The following is a 22,223-nucleotide window of genomic DNA, read 5'->3' on the forward strand; positions in this document are numbered from 1 at the left end:
TCATCTTTTTTTGCAAAGGAAAAGCCACTTTCGTGGCAATTAATTTTCTTCAAAAAATTTATAGGACATTTCGTAAAGAATTTTCCTCTGATCTTCGTTAGTAAAGGAGTGATCAGCCCCTTCAATTTCAAAATATCTGGCATTTTTATAGGAATCTCTTAGTTTTTCATTAGAGTCCCTAAATACTAAAGTATCATCTGTACCCCTTATGATTAAAACATTTCCTTCATATTTGCTTGCTGACCCATATATATCTTTTACAATAAAATCTATTAGGAAATTTATATGAATTTTAACTCCCCCTATATCCGCTTCTTTAACTTTTGAAATTAAGCTTTCATAGGGCATGTTGCTTTCTATCTTGGTTTTGCCTGAAACTTCTCCTTCAAAAACAGTTTTAGCCATGACCTTCAAATAATCTTTGTTATTCATATCGCTAGCAGGGGCTAAAAGTGCCATGGCTCTTGGTTTTAATTTGTATGCCATAAGGCTTGCTAGAACTCCGCCTAAAGAGTGACCAATCCAATAAAGCCTATCCTTATCTACATAATATTTCATCTTAGCAAAGTCATGGATCATTTCAAGTTCTTTTTCTTCACGACTTACAGTCATGTCATAAAAAGACCCGTCTGATTCACCAGAACCTGAAAAATCAAACCTAAAGACCACATAGCCCCTTTCTGTGAGGTATTTGGCGTGGTTTATCCTGAAATTTACACTACCATTCCTATCTCCACCAAAACCGTGAAAAATTATTACACTTGGATATTTTTTATTTTCGTCAAAGTCATCTGGGGTGTTTATCACACCCCTCATAACTATGTCATCTTCTTTTTTTATCTGTTCATAAAAGTATTTCATTAAGCAAGTACCCTCGCAACTTCAATACCGCACGCAGAGGCTTGGGATAAGGAGTGAGTCGCACCTGAACCGTCGCCTACGCAGTAAAGTCCCTTTTGTTTTGATTCGAATTTTTCATCTACTTCTATTTCTGAATTGTAGAACTTAACTTCAATTCCGTATAAAAGTGTATCGTCATTTGCCATACCTGGAGCAATCTTGTCTAGTTGGTAGATCATCTCGATTATATCGTCAAGCTGCCTTTTTGGCATAACAAGAGAAAGGTCACCAGGAGTTGCATTCATAGTTGGCTTGGTGAAAGATTTTTCCATCCTTCTTTCTGATGAACGACGGCCTTTTACAAGGTCACCAAATCTTTGCATCAAGACTCCTCCGCCCAGCATATTAGATAGTTTTGCAATTGATTCACCATATTCATTTGAATCTTTAAATGGCTCTGTAAACCTATTTGTAACCAAAAGAGCAAAGTTGGTATTTTGTGATTGGAGTTTTGGATCTGTAAAGGAATGGCCATTTACTGTCAAAATTCCATTGGTATTTTCTGTTACAACGTGGCCATAAGGATTCATGCAAAATGTTCTTACAATATCGTTGTATTGCTTGGTTTGATACATTATTTTAGCTTCATAAACATCATCTGTTATGTGTTTAAAGACTTCAGCTGGCACTTCTATCCTAAGCCCAATATCAACCCTATTTCTCTTAGATTCGATGCCAAACTTATCGCAAACATCACCTATCCACTTAGATCCAGACCTTCCTGCCGCAAGAACTAAATCATCAGCAGAAAATTCCTCGCCCTTATTGGTTTTAACTATGTACTTTCCATTTTCATAATCAACGTCTTCCACCATAGTAGAAAATTCAAAATCTACTGTATCTTTCACATAATCATAGATTTTTTGTAAGATTATCTTGTTTCTGTCTGTACCAAAATGACGGACTTTTGCATCTAATAAATGGAGGTCATGGCGTAAACATTTGGTCTTAAGGTCGTTTTTATCTGTGCTATATAATTCCAAATCGTCCCCACCATCAAAACTCATTAGGACGCTATCAACATATTCCATAAGTTCCATGGCTTTTTTCTCGCCAACATAGCGGTGAAGATCTCCACCAAAATTAGTTGTGATATTGTATTTACCATCAGATAGGGTACCTGCACCACCAAAGCCGTACATGATATTACATGGTTTACATCCTATACAATGGTCAACCTTACCTTCTGTGATAGGGCAAGTCCTATTTTGAACCTTACGGCCTCCATCAATTACAAGGACCTTTTTCTTAGTTTCTAATTTTGTAAGCTCATAAGCAAGAAAAGCTCCAGCAGCCCCTGCTCCTACTACAATAATGTCATAGTTTTTCATGATTTCTCCTATCCAATTTAATAAAAATTTGGGACATTTTTCTAATTTAACCTGCTATATTATACAAGTTAAATGCCTAATTTCAAACTATCCTTTACATTTTGAAAATATATGTTAAAATATATGTAATTTATTGAATCACTTGTAAGTGCTAAGTAAAGTATATGTAAATACTACATACAAATCAAAAAAAATTCAGTTAGAAAGGAAAGCCAATGAAAAAAGCATTTAAAAAAGCCTTCCCCTATACTATACCCGTTATAATCGGTTATATGTTTTTGGGAATCACCTACGGCATTATGGTTAGCCAAGCTGGTTTTAATCCACTTTTCGCACCAATAATGTCACTTACCATGTACGCTGGCAGCATGCAATTTGTAATCCTCCCCCTGCTTAAATCTGATGTATCTATTATTGCAATTATTATCTTAACCTTATCGGTTAATATCAGAATGATGTTTTATGGGGTAAGTTTATTAAAGGAGTACAAAAATTCCAGATCAAAATTTCTTTTTATCCTAACCCTTTCTGATGAAACCTTTGCTCTTGACACATCTATAAAACCACCATCAGATGTGAATAAGGCGGATTTTTTCCTTGCAATTGGAATTATTAATTACCTGGTTTGGGCCCTAGCTTCTTATATTGGCGCCCTCCTTGGAGGCCTAATTAGCTTTAATACAATGGGAATGGATTTTGTCCTTACAGCACTTTTCCTTGTGCTTTTGGTTGAGCAATATTTCTCAACTCCAAACCACAAACCGCTCAAATTAGGACTTGCCCTATCAATCATTGCCCTATTAATCTTTAAGCCAAATAATTTTATGATCCCAGCCCTACTATTAATCGCCCTTAGCCTCTATGGCCTAAGAAATAGAATCGAGGAAAAAAATGACTAAGATTTTACTATGCGTGCTTGCATCATCACTTACAACTTTTTTAATAAGGTCCACCCCATTTTTCTTTTTCTCTAGAAAAGAACTTCCTGACCTAGTTAAATACTTTGGAAAATACCTTCCTTTTGCCCTCATGCCACTCTTGGTGGTCTTTGCCCTCAGAAATATAAACCTAATGGTCTATCCCTATGGGCTTCCTGAAATAATAGCCAGCGCAACGGTTATTATCCTTCATGCAAAATTTAAAAAGCTATTTCTTTCAATTTCTTTTGGAACTTTTATATATATGGTCCTCATTCAATTAGTTTTTGTCTAAAATTGTAGTAAAGTATTATTATAGAAAAGAATTAATAAAATGAGGTTAATATGAAAAAAGATATAAGTATATCAAACAATAAGGCCGTGATTAACTTTTCAAAGGCCTTTTTTAATGACACAGATGACTTATTAAGGAGCCAAGGATTCTTTGATGTAATCTGCTCCTTTGTAGCCTACCACAAGGAAAACCAAACAAGAATCTATACCTACCTAGAAAAATTTTTTAGGGCAAGCGATATAGAAATCCTTGCAGGAGAGATTAGGGATATTACCAAAATCTTAACTGTAATGAGCCTTGATGAGATTTCTGAAAAGATTAACAAGTACCATGATTTAGACAAGGAAAGAGATGCCCTAATAAGAATTGTTGAAGACATCTACGATTATTGGAGAAAACTTGAAAGATATTCTATAATCGAGCAATCCGACTATGACAGGGGGATAGAAGTTGAAAATTTCCTTTCTTCAAACATCAACTTCAAGGACCTTATCCTTGATATATATAGAAAGGCAGAATTTTCTGTCACAGGCAAGACTCCAAAGGTCTTTAGGCAAGTACCAGCAGGAGCCAACGCTTCAATAATTGTCAAAAATTTTGAAATTGATTATCCAGAAGACCTACAGTTTTTAAATGAAATTCCATTTATAACCAAGGTAATGATTGAAACTCCTTATATAACCTACACCAAGTCCAACAAAAGGGATGGTTTCTTTGAAGAAGTTTTCGAAAATCCAATAAAGGATCTAGATATAGATACAGATGAATTTTTGTGTTATCCTGCAAAAGTAGGTGACAACCTAGTATATATCTACTTCCACCACGACCTAATCACCCACGGCATCTCTGCTTCAAACTTATTTGATTTAGCAGATGAGGAGGAAATCCAATCCAAGAGGCCAGACGCAATTTACTTATTTGGTGGAGAAAATTCTAAGGACCAAAATGTTTTCTATGAAAATAAAAACGGCCTATTAATTGGCTATGTAAACTATACAGACAAGAAAGACTACTTTGGTTATCTAAAAAAGATGTGCCTCACACTTTCAAATATCATCTCTATGAAAAAATCCTACCTTCCAATCCACGGAGCAGGAGTGAATGTAGTTTTACAAAATGGAAAATCAGCCAATGTTGTAATCCTAGGTGACTCTGGTGCTGGAAAGAGTGAATCTATCGAAGCTTTCAGAACACTCGCCAAAGACTACATCAAAGACATGACTGTAATCTTCGACGACATGGGAACATTTAGGCTAAAAGACGACAAGGTAATGGCCTATGGTACTGAAATCGGTGCCTTTGTAAGGCTTGACGACCTAGACGCTGGCTATGCCTTTAAGCAAATAGATAGGTCCATCTTCATGAACCCTGATAAGATAAATGCAAGGCTAATCATGCCAGTTGCGGACTACAGCCAAATTATGGCAGGCTACGAAGTTGACTTCTTCCTCTATGCAAATAACTACGATAAGCTAAAGAAGGGTGAAGACTCAATTTCAATCCTAGATGACGAAAAAGAAGCAATAAAGATCTTTAAAAGAGGAGCTAGATTTGCCAAGGGTACAACTACAGAAACAGGCCTAGTAGAATCCTACTTTGCCAACCCATTTGGCCCTTATCAAAAGCAAGATACTTGCGATAAGCTAATCGAAACCTACTTTAACAAACTTTATGAAAACAATAAAAAAGTTGGCCAAATCAAAACCCAACTTGGAGTAGAGGGCATGGAAACAGATGGCCCACTAAAATCAGCCAAGGAACTTTTTGAAATAATTAAGGCCTTATAAATAGAAAAAAATCATCACCTTACTTGAATAAGGCGATGATTTTTTTATTTAAGGTTAAAACCTAGTCAATTTTATATCAAAGTTTTAAAGAGTATTCTACTTTCCTCCTTCTTTGCCTTGCCTTTATTTTTGAACCTTAGCTTCTATAGTGGCCTTGTAATTTATTAGCTCGCCTGTTTCTGTTTCTACATATTGTTCAAAGTTGATTTTTACAGCATCGCTCACATTGTTTAGGGCGTAGGCTTCTTGGGCCCCCACGGTTTTTGCTCCTATTGGTGTTTCTTGTGCGTATTTTAAGTCTTCAACTGCCGAATATGTTTCAGCCATCTCTCCCTTTTCATCAATTACAGAAGATGGGAAGAGATATAAATCTTGAATTTTATTGTCAAATCCTAAATTTTCATAGGAGTAGTCGACACATATGACTTCTGCTGGGTCCTTGTCTACAAATTCATTTCTTCCTTCAAGGACTTTTACAGAATTAACCACAAGCTTCCACTGGCCATCCACGACCCATTCCTCGCCTTCTTTAAGCTTGGCTATCTCACCATCTGAGCTTTCGTCTTCAGTAGAATTTTCTTCTTCATTTTGACTTTCTTTTTCTTCTAGCTTTGTTTCTTCTTTTGCTTTCTCATCAACTTTTTTATCGCCACAGGCAACCAAAGAAGCTAGAGCGATACTTGCTATAAATACTTTTTTAATTTTCATAATATCTCCTTATCCTCTTCCCATTATTGATAGGACTTTTTCGTAGAGTGGTCCTGAGAATGAATATTCTACGACTGTTTTATCCCAATCTAAAATCTTATTTGCATCTATTATCTCTGGGTTAAGACCAGTCATTTGGCCATTTTTATCTAAACTTACAAGGTTTTCTATTTCCTTATCCCTGTAGGCGATTTTGATTTTCACACTTGGCATATCTTTTTCTTGGCTCTGGCAAATGAGGACGGTTGACCTTTGGCAAATCCCATCAAGAAAGTCATTATCTTTTTCGGTGACCTTGCCATCATTACCCTTATCAACAGACCTTAGACTTACTACTGCATTCTCCCATTTTGGTACAACTAGGTAAAAGTCATTACCAGTTAAAAATGCACTATTATCATCATAAGGATCTCTCTGGCCTTCTAAGATGAGTCTTGGGTCTTTATAGTCTGCAAAGCAAGCTTGCCAGGCAAATAGTTTGCTCATTACATTAGGTAGAGTATCTTCTGCATTGGCCCTGCCCATATAGATTATAAAGGCACTTACATTTTTATCATCTGGGTCTATACCAAGCTTTGTAGCCATCCTTACAAAGTCATCTGAGTATCGGTTAGTTTTATAATTAGGTCCAGCTAGGGTTTGGATTTCTATTGCTTCCCCTATGCCTGCATCTGAATAGATTTTGCTAAAAAACATTAGTCTACCTACTTCATTTACATAAAATATATTAGAATTATCTTGCCACAAGTCTTTGATGGCAAAACCTTCTTTATTTCCCATGTCATACTGGTAGGAAGGATTTGATAAATAACTGTCATAATGGTCAATTATGTGACTATAGTAGTCCGCTAGGCTTTTTTCCATTAAGTCTAATTTCTGGTCAGGACTAATAGCAAAATAGGATAAGAGCTCATCATCTGTAAGACGCTTGCCATCTTTAATTGAAAAATTATAGGCCCTATATACTTGAAAACCTGAATCAATATTATTGTAGAGATGGATGAAAACACTTAGGATTTCTTCGTCTTGGTAGGTTGAAAACTCTGCATGAACAAAGGGTTCATCGCTATCTTTAGAATAATCGTCCGCATCCTTGTACATGGATTTTAACTCTTCAAGGTCCTTTTCTATTTCCTCATTGGCTTGTTCCGCATCCTTTGAATCCAGCAAAATTTTTGGTAGGTGGATACCAAAGCGGAGACCCTTGGCCTTTTCCATTTGTTTTTCATCTACAAAATCCTTAAAGACTTGCCTATCTTCTACTAGGGTTGACTTACTACCTGCCTTTGCTCCTTCTAGGGCCTGAGCCTTTATTGGTTTTCTTTTAAAATTTATTTCTTTTACTAATTTTAAATCTTCATTGCTTTCTTCCTTGGCTAGGGTTTTTTCTTTAGGATTTTCATTTTCATCTTCAGATTTTTCTGCCAAATCCTTTGCTTTTTCTTCCCCTTCTTCTTCGCTTATCTTTGTAGGTTCTTCATCAAGCTTTTCTTTACCACAGCCTACTAAAGCCAAGGCTAGAAAAATAAGAAGAACTTTTTGCCTTTTGCCTATCATAAGCCCCCTCCTTACTTAAATTTGATCTTATCTCCCTTGATTTCACAGCTATTTTCTCCATCAATACAAGAGTTTTTAAGGCCGTATTCATGCCTTATAAATTCATCATGGCTTATAAGATTAGTCACTTCGTGTTTGTTTTCAACCTCATAGGAGTGCCTTGCATCCTGGTTCCTATATTTGCTGTAGACATTAAAATAATATATGAAGCCAGCAACTAAGAGTAACCAGAAAAAGTTTCTGGAATCTTGAAACTTTGTATCATCAAATATATCAAAAACTGCAACGAACCATAGGACAAGGGCTATTAAGAAGCTTATAACTTCCACAAGGACTGATGCCATAAAAAGTTTTTTGAAATTTATAGGCACTGATCCCATGGTTTCCTTAGTCCTTGCATTTACTGCAACATAGTGTAAAACGTGTTTATCGTCCTTATTTTCCATATAGGAGTAAAGCCAAACCGGCAAATAGGAAGCCTTCCAAGAATCTCCTTTTACAATAAATTCTTCTTCTTCCCAGTTAACTCCTCTGTCATATTCTTCGATGGTATCTTTGATGGCAAATCTAGCTACATCTGAGCCCCACACGTCTGTAATTTTTTTAAGGTCAGATATATTGGTATCTCTCTTTTCGGATGTATAGCCCTTAAGGTAGTTGGCATTGTATTTGACACAATTTTCTGTATCAAAAGGCATGATTGAATTTATGATATTTGTTGTCTTTTCCTTTGAAGAATAGTCAAGTTTATCCAAACTTGATTCTATTGATAAATCATCAATGCTTATGTCAAAGTCCCTGCCTACCCTGTAAAGATCAGCATCATAAATGGTTTTTTCATCATCACCATCTTTTACTGTCCTAGTATTGGTTAAAATTTCTCCCTTGCCGCTAAGTTTCATATGGCCGTTTATATCAACAAGCATATATGGAAAATATACCCCACATATATTTTCGGCATTAAATTCCTTAATAAATTGTGGGTGAGCAAAGGTCTTTCTTTGACCAACAAAATTTTCAATCTCTTCTTTTGCTTCATTCTTAGTCACAGAAAATGGCAAAATTACGTCAGGTACAGCTCCATTAGCAATTTTAGAATTTATTGAAAGTGTATTTCTGCACCAATGACACCTGGCTTGGGTAGAAGTTGCTGTATCGATAACTACCTCAGCCCCACAACTTTCACATTTTAGGGTAATGATATTACTAGCTTCTAGGTCTATATCTGCTGCACCACTACGGGACTTGCTTCCTTCAAGGCTAGATATTTCATCATCTGCCTCTGCCATATCTAGGTCAAATTCATGCCTACAAAAATTGCACCTAAGCTTTCCAGTTTTGGTATTTGTAGAAATATCAGTTGACCCACACTTTGGACACTTAACCTGGCCATCTTTTGCTTGGTCTGTATCTTTAATAATGTTTATGTTTTCATTTTTATCTCTTTCGCCTACCATAGCCTCCTCCTTAGAATCCTAAAAGATTAGATTTAACCTTATCAAATTCTTCCTGGCTAATAACTCCTGCATCTAAAAGTTTTTTCATTTGAATTAATTTTTCTGTTGGATCGACTTGTGCGTTATTTGACGTTTGTTGGTTTTGTTGATTTTGGTTTGGAATATTTTGTCCTACTCCAAAATTAGGTTGGTAAGAATTAGATCCTTCTGGCTGGTTAAGTCCGCCTGCCATAGAACCTGCAGCATTCATGCCCATACCCATAAAGGCCATACCAGCACCACCTCCATTTTCCCCAGCTCCTTGCATGCCCCTGGCAACAGATTGTTGGAAGAAAGAATTTCCACGACTTCCTGAAAGGGCATCCGCTTTTTTCACATCGGATAGGAGTTTCTTGGTATCCTCGTCATATTCGATAGCAAGGATAGCAGTTTTTATTATTTCAAGGCCCCTATCGGTCTTCCATTGGTAGGCATCTTCTACTGCCTGGGTTAAGGATTTGGCAAAACCAATCTGATCGCCTTGGATTTTGCTCATCCTATTTCCTCTGGATGGGTCATTTGTATAATTAGAAAATGCAGCAGAAAGACTTCCTACAACTTCATTAAATAGCTGTTCGACAGCTCCATTATCCATATCGTTAAAATCGAAAACTTCTTTATCACTGATTAGGTATTTTTGTGGGACGAAGTTTTTGACAAATAATAGAGGATCAACAATCTTTATTGTGTAAGTTCCCCTGGTTACTGCCCCTACTTGGGTGCCAAAGTAGGCATCATCCCAATAGATTTCACTTTGGGTGCCGAAGCGGTTGTTTGGTATTTCCTTTAAGTTAACATAAAATGCAAGTTGTTCAGCTCCTGGCTGACCACCAAATTTAATTTTCTCCCAAGTAGACTGGATAAGAGATCCCATGATCCCATCACCGGCAAAAATCGATTGAGAATTTGCCTCATCACTTGAATAAATAAAGCCCCCTGGCTCAGCAACTATGCCTGTTATCTTACCATCTTCTATAGTGATTAGGGCTGTGCCTTCTGGAACAATTATTTTAGATCCATTAGAAATAATATTTTCACTTGCCCTTGTGTTTGAACCTCTACCTTGGTTTGTTGCTTGACCTTGGGCTGGAAATATTCCTGCTGTGGCAGAAATCCCTGGCATAGGTTTATAAAAATCTAGCCATTGGTCTGCAAAAGTCCCTCCGAGCGCTCCTGTAAATGCCTTTATAAATCCCATTTTTACCTCCTAATTTTTTTCTTATTTTAAGTAAATTTTATTAATTTACCTTGTTCTTAGTTTTATTAAATCACATTAAATTAGTAAAATAAATAGACCAAAAGGCAATCTTTGTTGAATTTTACAAAGATAGACCTTTGGTCTATATGAAAAAAACCTAATAAAGGCAAAAAAACCAGCCCCTATCTTTACCATTCTAGTAAAAATAAGACCTGGTTAATTAATTTTTTTATTCTATTTTTTCATTGGCCCGGTCTTTTCTTCATTGGTATTGCCTATTATCTGATCAACCATGCCGCAGCCCTTGATTAGGTCAAGGTAGAGGAGCAATTCTCCCCTGGATGATACATTTAGTTTTTTATAAATTTTTAAAATATGGTGTTTGGCAGTACTCTTGCTAATGTAGAGTATTTCAGGTAGCTGGTCTACGTCATAACCCTTTATCAAAAGAACTAAGACATTTAGCTCTGCAGGAGTGAGACTTGATGTTGCTTCAATGAATTTTTTAAACTTATATTCCAAGTAATTTGGTAGGCCTTTGATAGGCTTACCCTGCATTTTTTCCCTGATGGTTTTAATAAATTGATTTATTTCATAAAAACCAGACTCAGATATTTCACGCATATATTTCTCATCTAGGATTTTTCCCTGGTTTTCAATAAGGGCAAGGCCATCAGTAATAGGCCTTATGTATCTACGAGTAAAAGTCCAACTTATAACTATTGCAAAGAATAAAAATAAAACTACTGATATAGTGAGGTTTGTAATATTCCTAATGACATCCTTACGATAATCTTCCATGGGAATCATACAAACAATCATAGATTTTTCACCATTTTCTATCAAGGATATTTCCCTTTCAAGACCAATATAGGTAGACTTCTTGCCAGCAAATTCCTTTAAACCTCTCGAATAATCTTTAATTTCTAGAATATCTTCTGGCAGATAATAATACCCATCTTCAGTTCCGCTACTTAAAGCCTTTTTAGTATCTATATTTTTATCAACGACCGGCAAAAAAATTGAAGTTAATTTTTTTAAATTACTTGGCTGGGCTATTTTTTCTTTAAAAAACATCTCTTCTACTTCAAAACCGCATGTTCCATAAATTGTCCCATCCTCACCTATTATAGGCAAACTTATCAGCATTACTTTTTGGTTGGTTCCTGCAAGCTCAAAGACCTTGCTAATCATATATGACTCATACAAGGAATTGTTTACATTTTCAGCAAGCTTAGCATAGCTAGGAATCCTAGATATATCATATTCTAATTTCCATTTTCTATGAGGCATGGCCTTATGTTTCCTACCTACATCAGCGTCTCCCCTATAAACTGTAACAGAAGACTCATTCAAACTCCTAGAATCTAGTTTCAAATACAGGCCAGACCTAGAATTTTGGGCTCCATCATTATGGGAATTTACAGTTGTATTCCACAAGACGAAGGCACCTGAAACATCCGCATAAAGCATAGAGCTTTTTAAATTTTCAAAAATCCTGTCTTGAAGCTTGGTTAAAAGTTTTTGATTATCCCTTAAATCCTCAAAACTTACTCCTTCTTCTTCTAATAGATTTTCTAGATAATCCCTTGATTCTTGGGATAAATGCATGGCAGATATGGCTGATTTATCAAAATAACTATTGATTTCTTTATCTAGCATAGACATTTGTATATCAAGACTTTTTATATAAGTTTTTCTGACATTTTTATACTGGTCGAATAAGACCATGGCTATGACGATAAAAAACAATAAAAGACCTGCAAGTATTATCATGTAGGCAAATAATTTCCTATACATGGAATTTTTTTGATATTTATTAAATATACCAAACAAGACCTTCTCCTAAATCATCCTATAAGCATTTGCCAACATTCTTCTATAAGTTTATCCAAATCTTCACCCTTATTGTACCTTTCTACAAAGGATTTTTGCCTGTCCCTTAATTTGCCATAAAAACTTGAGACCTTATTATAATCATAAGATTCACTTAGAAAATTATAGTTCTCTTGCATCTTTGAAAGGCTATTATAAAGTTCTTTATAGTCATTGTTTTCAAAATCCATTGATGAAATTTTTTTAAAGGCATCAGGTCTTACTGGCATATAACCAGTTTTTGTAACAAAATCTAGGTTTCTTTCGCTTTCTGTAATCCACTTAGCAAATATAGCACAAGCCTTAGCCTTATCCTCACTTGTCTTATAGGCACAAAGTCCTGTCCCTGCTAGGGTGTCAAATTTATTTTCATTTTTATTTACTGGCAAAGGCAAGACCTTAAGGTCCATATCCTCAGATGTATTATCTGGATAGGTTACTATATCGTTATAATACAAAACAGCAGCAGATGAACTGATTCCTGCCGGGACCTCTCCTGTCATCATCTGGGTATTGGCATAAAGATCAGATACAATTATATGTCCCTCTACCAATGATTTCATAAACTTATCAAAGTTCTTTTTAAAAGATAAATTATCCTTATCATACCAACCCCCATCATTATGAAGACTTAGGTTAGGATCTTCAGAAAGAGCGGACAATTCTATTTCCCTTAGAATATAGTCCATGGCACAAAAAGCCTTGCCATCAGACCATTCGTAGAATTTCTCAGCTACTTCAAAAAATCCATCCCAAGTTTTTAAATCATCATAGGTCAGGCCTGTCGCTTCAGAAAACCTAGCAAACATAGACCCATTTATATAAAGCATGTGGGTTGATTTTGAGATAGGAAAAACTAAAAGTTTATTACCCACTCTCCCATCATCTAAAAAATCTTCTTGATAAGCTTTGAGTTCTTCTTTTGTAAAATAATCTTCCCAATCAACTAGGTTTTCAATCCCCAAATCATCTGCATTTCCACTATGGCAAAAAAACAAATCTGGCATCTTTTTTGACCCAGACTTCTTAGCTTGGGAATCTAGAAGCTCTTCGCCAATTTCTGCAGAATTAGATGTAGCAGTGACATTTATTATAATTCCTTCCTTACTGCCAACAGTTTCGTTAAAATCATCAACGAGCTTATCCATGGGAGATGAGGCTTGTTCGCCATAAACATGCCACATTGTGAGACTTACTGGTTCTTTTTTATTACTTAAAAGTATAAGGACCAAGGCAATAATTACAAAAACAAATATAGTAATTATCCCCAGTCTTTTGTATTTGCTCTTTTCCATAGGACCCTCGATTCAAAATTAAAAACATCTTCTATATTAAAACCTATCATAGTTTTTTTACATTGTCAAGATAAGTTCATATAGGAATTAGTTAAAATATTATCATTTATTCAAGTATCCTTTAAATATTATAAATTAAAAAAAGATGAAATATCAAAATAGACTTATCTATTTTAATTCTTCATCTTTTTTCTTATTTTCCTATAGCATTTTCCCTGCCATAATAAAAGAGGTATTGCTGGGCATAACCTGCAAGGTCTCCAAAAATTTCTCTAGCATAGTCGTCTACTTGTTTTTTTGGAACTTCTTTGCCGATAAAAAGTGTTTCCATTACCCTTTTGATCCACACATCAACAGGGAAGGTCTCCCTCCTGTGGTAGGCAAAAAGCATAATACAATCGGCTACCTTAGGCCCAATTCCTGGTAGTTCTTTTAATTTGTTGTGTAGGTCCTTGTCTGAGAGATTTTTTTCATCTTCAAAATTTAAGTATCCATCCACAAAGGCCTGGGAAGTTTCAACTATCCTTACATCACGAAAACCAACTCTGGCATGTTCCCTCAAATCTAATGGGTCAACCTTTGCAAGAACTTCCGGACTTGGGAAGGAATAATACTTTTCTCCCATATATTCTCCCAGATAATCTCCGTATCTTTCAGAAATTATTCTGACAGCTTTTTTAATCCTTGGAATTTGATTGTTGGCCGAGATTATAAAGGAAATTGTAGTTTCAAACAAATCTTGGTTTAAAATCCTAATTCCATAACCATATTCGCTGGCCTTATTTAGAATTTCTGATTCTGACAAGACTTCTTTTATCATTCCATAATCTGTGCCTAGGTCGAAGTAATCATAAAAAATTTCGTAAAATTCATCCAGGCTTACATTTCTAATTAGGGTGTAATCTTCACATTCAAGAAGGTTTATAATTTTTCCCAAAAATACAGCTGTATATGACCCGTCGTCGTTTTTTCTAAAATTAAAACATTGACCACATTCGAAAATATGGTCAACTTTAAAAGAGTCTTCCCTGAGGATAAGTCCCTCAGGGCTTTCTTCTATATTTAATTTTCTCTTTTCACTTGTCTGGTATCTCATTATTTAATCCTAACAGCATGGATAGCTAGCCTCTGATCTTCATAATCGTATTGGCAGGTTGATAAGGTAATGATTGTATCCTCATCTGTAAAAGGTCTGGTATCAAGTTTTACCTCAGAGTTTGACCTAAGTTTGTTAAAGTAAGGCACCTTGTCTCCGTCATAGGTAAAGTCTAAGGTCCTATAATCAGAACTAGATGGTGTACCATAAGCTGAAAATATTAGATATTCTCTAAGACCTTCTTCTGTAGTTAGGTAAATGGTCCTATTTTTCTCAGCAAATTCTTGCTTCCTATACTGGTCAAGAGGTGTAAACATTGAGTCAATTTCTAGATGGTGACCATAAATTACAGAATTATCATCGTTAATATCTGGGGAATTGTAGACATCCATAAAGATGGAACCTGCTATGTCGTATTCCTTATTAAGACCCTTTCTAAGGTAAAATTCGTTATCAGGACCTTGGAAAATTGGGTATTTTATACCAGTTCCAGGAATTTCTAAAACTGCTATTACATCAGAATTTTGCTCTTTCAATTTCTTTAAAAGAGTCAAGTGGATTTTCTCAAGTCTTGCTAATGGATCCTTGATTTCTTCTGTAGGAACATTTGCATAATCATTTGAATCCACATCCGCTTCAGCTTGTTTGGATAAATCTTCTATATATCTATTGTTTTTCATATTTGTCCAGTAATCTAGACCTCTCTTGCCTAGGATTGCAATACAGGCTAGAATTATTAAAATTAGGACAAATCTAATGAATGCCATTGTTTTTGATTTCATTTTACCACCTTTAAAAAGTTTCGTTTCATTAGTATAATATACCGTAAGAGAGAGTAAATAAAAGTTTTTTGTAAAAAAAAGGAGGACCTATGAAAGATTACAAGTTATATGTAGGAACAGTATGTAGATTTTGTAAAAAAGTAGAAGATTTCATGAAAGAAAACAATATAGATATTCCCCTAGTAAATATAAACGAAGACCGCGAGGCCATGATGGAATTGATGGAAAAGGGCGGAAAAAGACAAGTTCCATGCCTATACCACGATGGTGAATACCTCTATGAATCTGATGACATCATAGAATTTCTAAAAAAAAATTATAAATAAGGATAAAAATGATTAAACTAATAGCATCTGATATTGATGAAACTATAATAAGTAAGGACCAAAAAGTACCAGAAAGAAATAAAAAAGCTATTAAACAAGCAATTGAAAAAGGCCTAATAGTCATGCTTGCAACAGGCAGGGGCCCATACGAAATTTTCGATATACCAGAGCAAGCTGGTGTCATTGCTGATGATAGGTATATAATTTGTTGTAACGGAGCAGTTATAATGAATGTTAAGACTAAGGAAATTATTGATGTGATTGACTTAGACTTTGCCTATGCCAAAAATGTTTTTTCCTATGCCTATGAAAACAAACTCACTTTTTACCTATACACCCTAGATAAAAAATACGGCATAAATCTAACTGACGATACAATAGTTGCAGAAAAGCATATAAATATTTTGGATACTGACAATATTGATTTTCTAAAGGATGAAACCATCCTCAAGCTAATAATAAAAAATGAAGATATGAACCATCTACAGGCTTTGGAAGTTGATATAGCAAGGATTACTAACTATGACCTTGAGATTTCTTATTCTTCAAATATGTATATGGAAATAAATGCCAAAGGCGTAAATAAAGCCGTAGCCCTAAAAAAAGTCTGCGACCATTATGGAATAGACCTAAAAGATGTCTTAGCCATTGGTGATAACTACAACGATGTTGCCATGCTAGAAGAAGCTGGCAGATCTGTAGCAGTTAGAAATGCAAGACTTCAAGTAAGAGAAACTGCCGACTATGTCACAAGCCTTGATCACAACAAGGGTGCAGTTGGGGAAGCAATAGAAAAATTTGTTTTAAACTTATAGAAAATTTACAAAGAAAAAGACTAAGGAAGGAAAATCCTCCTTAGTCTAATTTTTATCTAAACATTAATAATATTCCCTATTTGCCATATACCTATATCCAAAATAGATAAGTCCCCCAACGATAATTAGAGGTAGAAGATGGGTTAGGATACCAAAGATAATTACTATTGGTAAGATTATAAGACCTCCAATTAGTAAAAATGGCAGGCTTACTAGGCCAAGTGTAAGACCTAGGACTCCTAAGATCAATTTAAAAACTAATTTTATAAGTGGGATGCCAATGAAAAAGGCCCCTATAATTAAAAGTAAGGTTAACATATTGAACTCCTTTTGTTAATATTATACATATTTTAAAGTTCTATGTCAAGTATCTTAAGATTGTTTTTGATATTCTTTTATATATTAAGTTTGGTTTTAATATATGTAAAGAACAAAAAAAGGGAGCCTAGCTCCCCTAAAATTATTTTCTAAAACCAAGTTCGTGGTCAAGGATGTAGATTCCACCCCAGTTTCCGTTGATTCTTTCAAGTCTTGTTACGATTTTACCAACAGAGTCTTCTTCTTCAACTTGTTCGTCGATGAAGCCTTTGATGAAAGAAAATACTCTAAGATCTTCATCTTTAGCAACTTCTGCAATTTCGTGAATTCTTCTTGTAACTTCTTTTTCGTGAGCTAGTGCTGCTTTAAATACATCTACAAGACTTTCGTAGTCATATTGTGGTTCAGGAATTGCTTTATATCTAACATCATAGCCTACTTCTTGAAGGAAATGTTTCATAGCTTCGCCGTGTCCTATTTCTTCTTTAACTTGTTCGTCAAACCAGTGGGTATATCCATCAAGTTCAAGTCTATCTGTATAAGCAGCCATTGCTTTGTAGATGTATGCTGACTCATATTCAAAGTTCATTTGTTCATTTAATAAATCTAATACTTTACTCATTTATTTCTCCTTTTTCTAGCATCTCTCCGTATGGGATATACACTCCGTATATCTCTAGGTTTCTAGCTAAAATCTCCTTTATTACTTGTGTTGTATTTTTGGAGTTTATTTTGACTGTGAAAGTCTTATCCTTAATCATAAACTCATCCTCAGTTACTATACTCTTTGATTTTAGGGCGCAAAAAATTTCCATTGCCTCCTTCTTAGTTAATTTGTCATCTAATTGGAAGCTAAAGGGAAAAACTTCTGCATTTTCTTCTAAAGGATTTATTTTCTTAATTAAAAGTAAGTCTTTCATAGCCATCTCCTATTAGTAAAGATACCCAATTTTAAAAAAACTTAACAATTATTTTCTTCCATCTCTTTTTTTGAAAAAATACAGCCACAGTATTCTTGCCTATAAATGCCATATTCATTAGAAAGCTCGATTGATTTTTTGTAGCCGTCCCTTTTCTTAAAGTCTGCGAAAAGATATTTAACCCCGTATTCTTTTTCTAAATCTTGGCCTATTTCATTAAGCCATTGGGCGTTTTTGTAAGGAGAAATCGAAAGGCTAGTTGTGAAATAATCGTAAGATTTTTCCTTGGCAAGCCTTGCAGTTTCAGCTAGTCTTAGCTTATAGCAATCATAGCAAGCCTCGCCGAATTCCTTGTCATCCTTCCTTTTTTGGGAAACTTCGTAAAAGTCTTTCATATCATTGGCTGGAATTATCACCTTTCCTTCAAAATGAGATTTCTCTGCCACTTTTTTTAAATTTTCAGCACGCTTATCAAGTTCTTCTCTTGGATAGATCATGGGGTTATAAAAATATAGGTCCATATCAAAATGGTCCCTAAGCCTTTCAATAACTTGTGTTGAGCATGGCCCGCAGCAAACCTGGAGCAAAAGCCTAGGTTTTTCGCCATTTTCATCAAGTTTTTTAATAATATCTTCCATGACCTTATTGTAATTTATTTTATTCATATAAAACCTTTCAAGCAAAAAAATCGCAAGAATAAAATTCCTGCGATTTGTATTTGTATATTATCTCTTTGAGAATTGTGAAGATTTTCTTGCCTTTTTGAAACCAGGTTTCTTTCTTTCTTTTTTACGTGAATCACGTGTTAAGAAACCAGCTCTCTTTAGGGCAATTCTTAGGTCTGGGTTTGCTTCTACAAGAGCTCTTGCGATAGCGTGTCTGATAGCTCCTGCTTGACCATTAAATCCACCACCGTTAACATTTACTCTAATGTCATAGCTTGTTAGGTTTTCTGTTAATGTTAGTGGGCTTCTTACTACAATTTTAAGAGATTCAAAATCAAAATATTGATCTAAATCTTTTCCGTTTATGATTATTTTTCCAGATCCTGGTACCATTGTTACTCTTGCAACAGAGGTTTTTCTTCTACCAGTTGATTGAATAATGTTTCCTGCCATATTTTACTCCTTACTTAAGATCCAAAGCTTCTGGGAATTGTGCTTCATGACCGTGGTCGCTACCAGCATAAACTCTTAGTTTCTTTGCCATTTGACGACCTAGTTTGTTGTGTGGAAGCATTCCTACGATTGCATGTTCTACAATTCTTTCTGGATATTTAGCCTTCATATCTTTGAATTTAGTGATTTTTAGACCACCTGTGTATCCAGAATATCTCTTGTATTCTTTTTGGTCTTCTTTGTTTCCTGTAAGCACTACCTTGTCAGCGTTGATTACTATTACATAATCTCCTGTGTCAAAGTGTGGAGTAAAGGTTGGTTTGTTCTTTCCTCTTAGTATTGCTGCAACTTGGCTAGCTAGTCTACCTAGAACCATGCCTTCTGCATCAACAACATACCATTTTCTTTCGATGTTTGATGGAGTCGCAGTCCATGTCTTTTGATGTTTCATCTCATCCTCCTATAATTTTTTCGGCTACTATATTTAGACACCGCACCAGTAGCTTGCGGCTGTACTCGTCCTGGCATTTTTTTATCGCTCCCAGGATATGCGATCGTCTCGATTCCTTATGAAGGTCTGAGTCGACTGATATATAATACTTGCTTTTAAAGCTTTTGTCAAGATTTTCTTATTTTTTTGCCATTTTCTTGTAAGAATATGGAGAAAATAGCAAGAGCATTGGATAAAGCTCAAGCCTTCCAAATAGCATGGCCAAAGTTAGGGTAAACTTAGAAGTTGGAGCCATTGATGCAAAGGAAGATACTGGCCCAAAATCTTTAAGTCCCGGTCCCACGTTGTTGTAAGTTGTGGCAACAGCTGCAAAGGCTGATTCAAAATTCTCTACATCACGGCTTACTATTACCATAAATAGGATAAATAAAAGTATATATAAAACTAGATATTTATTTACAGCCTCTTCGAGCTCATCGTCCATCCTCTTTCCATCAAGCTTGGTAATGGCAACTCTCTTTGGATTTATAACTTTTTTGATGTGGTTGATTGTAGATTTAAAAAGGATTAAAAACCTTGAAACCTTAAAACCACCTGCAGTTGATCCTGCAGACGCTCCTATAAACATCAATAAAATTAAGATATTTCTAGAAAACATCGGCCAAGACCCGTAGTCAGCCGAAACATAGCCCGTAGTTGTCATTATGGACGACACTGTAAAGAGTGACTGGATTCCTGTATAAACAAGGTCCCCATAATAGTCCCTAATATTATAAAATATTAAGCCTGTAGCAAGGGCTACGATACCCAAATACCAATAAAGCTCTTCTGATTTAAAGCCTTCTCTAGCTGACCTAATTAGTGCGAAGTAGTAGAGGTTGAAGTTTACACCAAATGCGAGCATGGCAATAGAAAGAACTATTTCTATATACCTAGAATCATAGTATCCTACTGATAATCCCTTGTTGGCAAATCCTCCAGTTCCTGCCGCTCCCATGGCGAAGATTATTGAATCAAACAAATCCATACCGCCAAAAAGCAAGAATATTACAGTTATCAGAGTCATTACAAGATAGATTATGTATAAGACTCTGGCTGTATAAGTAAGTTTTGGAGTAATCTTTCCAAAAGATGGGCCTGGCATTTCAGCCTTCAAAAGGCTTGATGATTCCTTGTTTGATTTTGGAAGTATAGCAAGGGTGAAAACCAAAATTCCCATACCTCCAATCAAATGGGATAGAGACCTCCAAATAATTATTGAATGTGGAAGAAGTTCCACATTGATGGCTACAGATGCCCCACAGGTTGTAAAACCACTCGCCATCTCAAAAAAGGCATCCAAAAAAGTATGGTAATTTGTCGGTGTCAAATACAAGGGTATAGCCCCAATTATAGAAAAAAGGATCCAAGCGGCAGCTGTTGTAAACAAGCCCTCCCTGGTATAAATATGGCCTTGTTCGTCACCGATTTTAACTAAGATACTTCCTGCAAAGCTTGCTATTAAAATTGGTATAAAAAAATATAATTTATCATAAAATCCTTCTCGGTAGATAAAGGCCACCATTAATGGCACCAACATGAGTAGGGCCAATACTTGGAGCAATCTACCTAGGATGTAATTTATAACCTTACGATTCATATTTACTCCAATATATCATCTAAAACCTTGAAGCTGTGGTTGGTTGTTGCTACTAGGACTGAGTCGCCAAGGTTGATCTTTGACCTACCATTTGGGATTTCTATCTCAACCTGGCCGTGGTCTATTGCAAGAACTAGGCTGTCGTCCCTTATATTTAGGTCTTTTAAAGGAGTATCAAGGATTTTAGAATGGTCTATAGCCTTAAATTCTATCACTTCAACTGCCCCATCTTCTAGCCTATACAAGGACGAAATCGAAGCCCCCCTGGCATTTACCTTAGACCTTACTCGTCTGTTAATGACATCTGATGCCGCCATTTTTGGCGCAAAAGTAGTATCATTATCTAAAATTCCAGTCATTTTCAAAAGTTTTGTCCTATTTACTTTTGCAATGACCTTCTCAAGTCCAGATTTTTGAGCAAGTAAGGAAATCAAAATATTTTCCTCATCTATACCTGTTAGGGCCAAAAGGGCATCAAAGTGGTTTAGCCTTAGTTCTTCTAAGACTTTTGGGCTTGTACCGTCAGCGTTAATAACAACAGCTTCTTCGTGCATTTCGCTAATGTCTTCGGCTTTTTTTCTGTCAATTTCAACAACAGTTACCTTAAAGCCCCTTTCGATTAGAAGGCCAACTAGGTATTTAGAAATATTTCCAGCTCCTATAACTAGGATATTTTTTATATCGTAGGCGCCTTTTTGTTCGTATCTATAGAAAATATCCACATCTTCTTTTTCGCCTATGACATAAATTTTATCACCGCTTTTTAGGACGTCATAACCGTGGGGTATATTTACTTCCCCATCAGAGTTGATGATACCAATCAATGTGTGGTAGTTTTCTGAATATGAAGATTGGTCAGAAAGCTTCTTGCCGTCAAGGGCAGATCCTTCTTCTATAACTAATTCCATCATAATGGCCCTGTCTTTAAAGAATGACTCAACATTTAGGGCGTGGGAATATTTTAGGCTCCTTTGAAGGTCCTTGGCTGCTATGTATTCTGGGTTTACTATTGACATGGCATCGGTAACCTGGCCTATAAATTTCCTGTGTTTAACATAGCGAGGTTCCCTCATCCTTATAATTATGTTCTTGGCTCCCAAATTTTTGGCAAAAGTCGATGCTATTAGGTTTACATCGTCAGATTGGCTAATGGCTATGAAAAGATCACAATATTCTGCCCCAGCCTCTATTAGGGCTTCGACATCACGGCCGTCTCCAACTAAGCCCATAACGTCGTTGGTTGCCAAAAGTTCATCTAAAACTTCCTTGTCTCTATCGATTACAACTATATCATGACCCTCATTTGATAGGTCTTGTGTCACAAAAGAGCCGACTTTGCCGGCTCCCAAAATAATTATTTTCATTAAAGCTCCTTGGGAATTTTAAAAATCTACTAATA

The 22,223-nt window shown here is 35.6% G+C and carries 23 protein-coding genes; 5 read left to right on the top strand and 18 right to left on the bottom strand.

The window, feature by feature from the left end:
* Window positions 1-39 precede the first annotated feature (39 nt).
* Together AC1EJ5_RS06950 and AC1EJ5_RS06955 are read right to left on the bottom strand one after the other, a co-directional pair.
* The gene (locus tag AC1EJ5_RS06950; RefSeq protein WP_223417803.1) at window positions 40-861 is read right to left on the bottom strand and encodes an alpha/beta hydrolase family protein; all 822 of its coding nucleotides are present in this window, start codon (window positions 859-861) and stop codon (window positions 40-42) included.
* Window positions 861-2,231: an NAD(P)/FAD-dependent oxidoreductase gene (locus AC1EJ5_RS06955; RefSeq protein ID WP_311479772.1), complete on the bottom strand. Its 1,371-nt coding sequence runs from the start codon at window positions 2,229-2,231 to the stop codon at window positions 861-863. The genes AC1EJ5_RS06950 and AC1EJ5_RS06955 overlap by 1 nt, the downstream gene beginning before the upstream one ends.
* A 215-nt stretch (window positions 2,232-2,446) precedes the next feature.
* On the opposite strand from AC1EJ5_RS06955, the gene AC1EJ5_RS06960 reads away from it, so the two are divergent.
* The 3 genes from AC1EJ5_RS06960 to AC1EJ5_RS06970 are packed head-to-tail and all read left to right on the top strand — an operon-like array spanning window position 2,447 to window position 5,230.
* Window positions 2,447-3,130, top strand: a complete 684-nt coding sequence (locus AC1EJ5_RS06960) for an AzlC family ABC transporter permease (RefSeq protein ID WP_308748908.1) — start codon at window positions 2,447-2,449, stop codon at window positions 3,128-3,130.
* The gene (locus tag AC1EJ5_RS06965) at window positions 3,123-3,443 is read left to right on the top strand and encodes a branched-chain amino acid transporter permease (RefSeq protein WP_223417806.1); all 321 of its coding nucleotides are present in this window, start codon (window positions 3,123-3,125) and stop codon (window positions 3,441-3,443) included. Before AC1EJ5_RS06960 ends, AC1EJ5_RS06965 begins: the two co-directional genes overlap by 8 nt.
* A 50-nt stretch (window positions 3,444-3,493) precedes the next feature.
* A complete protein-coding gene (locus AC1EJ5_RS06970; RefSeq protein ID WP_479815377.1) occupies window positions 3,494-5,230 on the top strand; it encodes a phosphoenolpyruvate carboxykinase in 1,737 nt (578 codons plus the stop codon).
* Window positions 5,231-5,353: 123 nt separating this feature from the next.
* Here AC1EJ5_RS06970 and AC1EJ5_RS06975 read toward each other — a convergent pair whose 3' ends face one another.
* The 8 genes from AC1EJ5_RS06975 to srtB all read right to left on the bottom strand — a co-directional run bounded on the left by AC1EJ5_RS06975 (window position 5,354) and on the right by srtB (window position 15,237).
* Window positions 5,354-5,938: a hypothetical protein gene (locus tag AC1EJ5_RS06975; RefSeq protein ID WP_479815379.1), complete on the bottom strand. Its 585-nt coding sequence runs from the start codon at window positions 5,936-5,938 to the stop codon at window positions 5,354-5,356.
* 9 nt (window positions 5,939-5,947) lie between these two features.
* Window positions 5,948-7,495, bottom strand: a complete 1,548-nt coding sequence (locus AC1EJ5_RS06980; protein ID WP_479815381.1) for a hypothetical protein — start codon at window positions 7,493-7,495, stop codon at window positions 5,948-5,950.
* 11 nt (window positions 7,496-7,506) lie between these two features.
* Window positions 7,507-8,952, bottom strand: a complete 1,446-nt coding sequence (locus AC1EJ5_RS06985; protein WP_479815383.1) for a TFIIB-type zinc ribbon-containing protein — start codon at window positions 8,950-8,952, stop codon at window positions 7,507-7,509.
* A 10-nt stretch (window positions 8,953-8,962) separates the two neighbouring features.
* Window positions 8,963-10,189 carry an SPFH domain-containing protein gene (locus AC1EJ5_RS06990; RefSeq protein WP_479815385.1) on the bottom strand — a complete coding sequence of 409 codons (1,227 nt, stop codon included), beginning with the start codon at window positions 10,187-10,189 and terminating at the stop codon, window positions 8,963-8,965.
* 234 nt (window positions 10,190-10,423) lie between these two features.
* Window positions 10,424-12,025: a helix-turn-helix transcriptional regulator gene (locus tag AC1EJ5_RS06995; protein ID WP_479815387.1), complete on the bottom strand. Its 1,602-nt coding sequence runs from the start codon at window positions 12,023-12,025 to the stop codon at window positions 10,424-10,426.
* A 14-nt stretch (window positions 12,026-12,039) separates the two neighbouring features.
* Complete coding sequence (locus AC1EJ5_RS07000; protein WP_223417815.1) at window positions 12,040-13,359, bottom strand: ABC transporter substrate-binding protein; 1,320 nt, start codon at window positions 13,357-13,359, stop codon at window positions 12,040-12,042.
* A 193-nt stretch (window positions 13,360-13,552) separates the two neighbouring features.
* Window positions 13,553-14,458 (bottom strand): DNA-3-methyladenine glycosylase family protein, encoded by a 906-nt coding sequence (locus AC1EJ5_RS07005; RefSeq protein ID WP_479815457.1) that lies wholly within the window; start codon window positions 14,456-14,458, stop codon window positions 13,553-13,555.
* Window positions 14,455-15,237, bottom strand: a complete 783-nt coding sequence (gene srtB, locus AC1EJ5_RS07010; RefSeq protein WP_223417819.1) for a class B sortase — start codon at window positions 15,235-15,237, stop codon at window positions 14,455-14,457. Before srtB ends, AC1EJ5_RS07005 begins: the two co-directional genes overlap by 4 nt.
* Window positions 15,238-15,326: 89 nt before the next feature.
* Between srtB and AC1EJ5_RS07015 the strand changes: the two genes are divergently transcribed.
* Complete coding sequence (locus AC1EJ5_RS07015; protein ID WP_223417821.1) at window positions 15,327-15,563, top strand: glutaredoxin family protein; 237 nt, start codon at window positions 15,327-15,329, stop codon at window positions 15,561-15,563.
* Window positions 15,564-15,571: 8 nt separating this feature from the next.
* Window positions 15,572-16,378 (top strand): Cof-type HAD-IIB family hydrolase, encoded by an 807-nt coding sequence (locus AC1EJ5_RS07020; RefSeq protein WP_308749666.1) that lies wholly within the window; start codon window positions 15,572-15,574, stop codon window positions 16,376-16,378.
* A 63-nt stretch (window positions 16,379-16,441) separates the two neighbouring features.
* Here AC1EJ5_RS07020 and AC1EJ5_RS07025 read toward each other — a convergent pair whose 3' ends face one another.
* The 8 genes from AC1EJ5_RS07025 to trkA all read right to left on the bottom strand — a co-directional run bounded on the left by AC1EJ5_RS07025 (window position 16,442) and on the right by trkA (window position 22,188).
* A complete protein-coding gene (locus AC1EJ5_RS07025) occupies window positions 16,442-16,696 on the bottom strand; it encodes a hypothetical protein (RefSeq protein ID WP_479815390.1) in 255 nt (84 codons plus the stop codon).
* Window positions 16,697-16,838: 142 nt separating this feature from the next.
* Window positions 16,839-17,318 (bottom strand): ferritin, encoded by a 480-nt coding sequence (locus tag AC1EJ5_RS07030; protein WP_348938648.1) that lies wholly within the window; start codon window positions 17,316-17,318, stop codon window positions 16,839-16,841.
* Window positions 17,311-17,616: a hypothetical protein gene (locus AC1EJ5_RS07035; protein ID WP_311479787.1), complete on the bottom strand. Its 306-nt coding sequence runs from the start codon at window positions 17,614-17,616 to the stop codon at window positions 17,311-17,313. Before AC1EJ5_RS07035 ends, AC1EJ5_RS07030 begins: the two co-directional genes overlap by 8 nt.
* A 41-nt stretch (window positions 17,617-17,657) precedes the next feature.
* Window positions 17,658-18,281, bottom strand: coding sequence for an epoxyqueuosine reductase QueH (locus tag AC1EJ5_RS07040; protein WP_479815392.1), 624 nt, complete (start codon window positions 18,279-18,281; stop codon window positions 17,658-17,660).
* A gap of 60 nt (window positions 18,282-18,341) precedes the next feature.
* Window positions 18,342-18,734, bottom strand: coding sequence for a 30S ribosomal protein S9 (gene rpsI, locus AC1EJ5_RS07045; protein ID WP_223417833.1), 393 nt, complete (start codon window positions 18,732-18,734; stop codon window positions 18,342-18,344).
* A gap of 10 nt (window positions 18,735-18,744) precedes the next feature.
* Entirely contained in the window at window positions 18,745-19,185 is a 441-nt protein-coding gene (gene rplM, locus AC1EJ5_RS07050; RefSeq protein ID WP_223417835.1) for a 50S ribosomal protein L13, read from the bottom strand.
* A 178-nt stretch (window positions 19,186-19,363) separates the two neighbouring features.
* On the bottom strand, window positions 19,364-20,824 hold the full coding sequence (locus AC1EJ5_RS07055; RefSeq protein WP_223417837.1) for a TrkH family potassium uptake protein: 1,461 nt from the start codon (window positions 20,822-20,824) through the stop codon (window positions 19,364-19,366).
* Between the two features lie 2 nt (window positions 20,825-20,826).
* Window positions 20,827-22,188 (bottom strand): Trk system potassium transporter TrkA, encoded by a 1,362-nt coding sequence (gene trkA, locus AC1EJ5_RS07060; protein ID WP_479815395.1) that lies wholly within the window; start codon window positions 22,186-22,188, stop codon window positions 20,827-20,829.
* Window positions 22,189-22,223: the final 35 nt, after the last annotated feature.

The organism is Anaerococcus sp. C0059F3, assembly GCF_056590475.1.

Bases quoted from the DNA above. Each gene is read 5' to 3' on its own strand.
- AC1EJ5_RS06950 (WP_223417803.1), bottom strand. From the start codon at position 861: ATGAAATACTTTTATGAACAGATAAAAAAAGAAGATGACATAGTTATG.
- AC1EJ5_RS06985 (WP_479815383.1), bottom strand. From the start codon at position 8,952: ATGGTAGGCGAAAGAGATAAAAATGAAAACATAAACATTATTAAAGAT.
- AC1EJ5_RS07020 (WP_308749666.1), top strand. From the start codon at position 15,572: ATGATTAAACTAATAGCATCTGATATTGATGAAACTATAATAAGTAAG.
- AC1EJ5_RS07040 (WP_479815392.1), bottom strand. From the start codon at position 18,281: ATGAATAAAATAAATTACAATAAGGTCATGGAAGATATTATTAAAAAA.
- AC1EJ5_RS07025 (WP_479815390.1), bottom strand. From the start codon at position 16,696: ATGTTAACCTTACTTTTAATTATAGGGGCCTTTTTCATTGGCATCCCA.
- AC1EJ5_RS06990 (WP_479815385.1), bottom strand. From the start codon at position 10,189: ATGGGATTTATAAAGGCATTTACAGGAGCGCTCGGAGGGACTTTTGCA.
- AC1EJ5_RS06970 (WP_479815377.1), top strand. From the start codon at position 3,494: ATGAAAAAAGATATAAGTATATCAAACAATAAGGCCGTGATTAACTTT.
- AC1EJ5_RS06980 (WP_479815381.1), bottom strand. From the start codon at position 7,495: ATGATAGGCAAAAGGCAAAAAGTTCTTCTTATTTTTCTAGCCTTGGCT.
- rplM (WP_223417835.1), bottom strand. From the start codon at position 19,185: ATGAAACATCAAAAGACATGGACTGCGACTCCATCAAACATCGAAAGA.
- AC1EJ5_RS07035 (WP_311479787.1), bottom strand. From the start codon at position 17,616: ATGAAAGACTTACTTTTAATTAAGAAAATAAATCCTTTAGAAGAAAAT.
- AC1EJ5_RS07055 (WP_223417837.1), bottom strand. From the start codon at position 20,824: ATGAATCGTAAGGTTATAAATTACATCCTAGGTAGATTGCTCCAAGTA.
- rpsI (WP_223417833.1), bottom strand. From the start codon at position 18,734: ATGGCAGGAAACATTATTCAATCAACTGGTAGAAGAAAAACCTCTGTT.
- trkA (WP_479815395.1), bottom strand. From the start codon at position 22,188: ATGAAAATAATTATTTTGGGAGCCGGCAAAGTCGGCTCTTTTGTGACA.
- AC1EJ5_RS06960 (WP_308748908.1), top strand. From the start codon at position 2,447: ATGAAAAAAGCATTTAAAAAAGCCTTCCCCTATACTATACCCGTTATA.
- AC1EJ5_RS06955 (WP_311479772.1), bottom strand. From the start codon at position 2,231: ATGAAAAACTATGACATTATTGTAGTAGGAGCAGGGGCTGCTGGAGCT.
- AC1EJ5_RS06965 (WP_223417806.1), top strand. From the start codon at position 3,123: ATGACTAAGATTTTACTATGCGTGCTTGCATCATCACTTACAACTTTT.
- srtB (WP_223417819.1), bottom strand. From the start codon at position 15,237: ATGAAATCAAAAACAATGGCATTCATTAGATTTGTCCTAATTTTAATA.
- AC1EJ5_RS06975 (WP_479815379.1), bottom strand. From the start codon at position 5,938: ATGAAAATTAAAAAAGTATTTATAGCAAGTATCGCTCTAGCTTCTTTG.
- AC1EJ5_RS07015 (WP_223417821.1), top strand. From the start codon at position 15,327: ATGAAAGATTACAAGTTATATGTAGGAACAGTATGTAGATTTTGTAAA.
- AC1EJ5_RS07030 (WP_348938648.1), bottom strand. From the start codon at position 17,318: ATGAGTAAAGTATTAGATTTATTAAATGAACAAATGAACTTTGAATAT.
- AC1EJ5_RS07000 (WP_223417815.1), bottom strand. From the start codon at position 13,359: ATGGAAAAGAGCAAATACAAAAGACTGGGGATAATTACTATATTTGTT.